Genomic DNA, 1,447 nt, shown 5'->3' on the forward strand with positions numbered 1-1,447 from the left:
GCCCGGGTTCACCCAAGCGTTCCCTGACTACGCGCTGTATCTGCTGCATTACCGCGGCTACGGCGGCAGTTCCGGCTCGCCTTGCGAAGAAGCCATTGCCCGCGATGCCATGAAGTTGTTCGACCTGGTGTATGCCACCCATCCGCATGTGGCGGTGGTCGGACGCAGCCTGGGTTCCGGGGTTGCCGTGCGCCTTGCCAGCGAACGCCCGGCCGCGCGACTGGTGCTGATCACACCCTACGACAGCCTCGAAGAGCTCGCCGCCCGTCAGTTCCGCTGGTTTCCGGTGCGCTGGTTGTTGAAGGACAAATACCCGTCCTGGCAGTACGCCGCCCGCATCACGGCGCCTACTCGGCTGATTGCGGCAGAGCATGACGAGGTGATTGCGCGCCAGAGCACCGAACGTTTGTATACACACTTCGCCAAAGGCGTGGCGTCACTGCAGGTGATACCGGGGACGGGGCATAACTCGATCAGCGAAAGCCCTGAGTACCTCAAGGTGCTGGGGGGTGGGTTGTAACGGCAACACCAGTCTTTGTGACGAGGGGGGCTGTGGCCGTTCATCCGAGAATTCACCAACGCCCAATAAAAACATATTTTTATGTCTATATTGACATTGTCGAACGTTCCCACTCTCAGAGGGTACCGTCATGAACGTTGAGATTCATTAGAAATTGAATTCGGTTCATTAAAAGCTGAATTACGCCAGACCAGTTTCATTCGAGCGACGAACTTGTCGTTCATAGCTCGGTGTGCGCTGCCTCATCGCTGATCAGCTCAGTTAAGCGATTTGATGCTTTGTTTTTATTTGTCCGATTCACGGAGGTGCCATGATGAACAATAAAATCGCAATCTACCTGCTCCTCGCCTTGCTTGCCCTTCCAGCCTGGAGCCACGCAGCTCCATCGCCCGCGTCCACGGATGCCGACTCGCCTGCACTGACCACGCGCCTAGCGCTGCGGGATCTATGGGTCGAGCATATTTTCTGGATCCGCGACTATGCGCTGGCCAACCAGTCCGGCGATCAGAAACAAGCCAAGGTCGCGGCCGACCTGGTGGTCGACAACGCCACCAAAATCGCCAACAGCATTGCCCCGCTCTATGGCCAGCCGGCGGCTGATCAACTGCTCAAACTGCTGGCCGGTCATTGGGGCGCGGTGAAACACTACAGCGATGCCACCGTCGCGAAAGACGCCAAGGGCAAGCAGGCTGCCGTCACCGAGTTGACCAGCAATGCCAAGGCGATTGCGGCGTTTCTGGCCACCGCCAACCCCAATCTGCCTGAAGCCACACTGGTCAATATGTTGTCAGCCCATGGCGGTCACCACATCGCCCAGATCGACGAGTTTGCCGCGCACGATTACGCTGGCGAAGCCCGCACCTGGGCAATGATGCGTACACACATCCTGGCCCTGGCCGACGCGTTGACCGGCGCGCTGGTCAAGCA

General features: G+C 58.7%; 2 protein-coding genes. Both read left to right on the forward strand.

Annotation, left to right across the window (positions count from 1 at the left end; genetic code table 11):
- A partial coding sequence (locus tag ACXRVY_RS28995; RefSeq protein ID WP_458238954.1) for an alpha/beta hydrolase occupies positions 1-520 on the forward strand: 520 nt, incomplete at its 5' end.
- Positions 521-833: 313 nt separating this feature from the next.
- A partial coding sequence (locus ACXRVY_RS29000) for a hypothetical protein (protein ID WP_458238955.1) occupies positions 834-1,447 on the forward strand: 614 nt, incomplete at its 3' end.

The organism is Pseudomonas sp. P5_A2_2 (assembly GCF_054177685.1).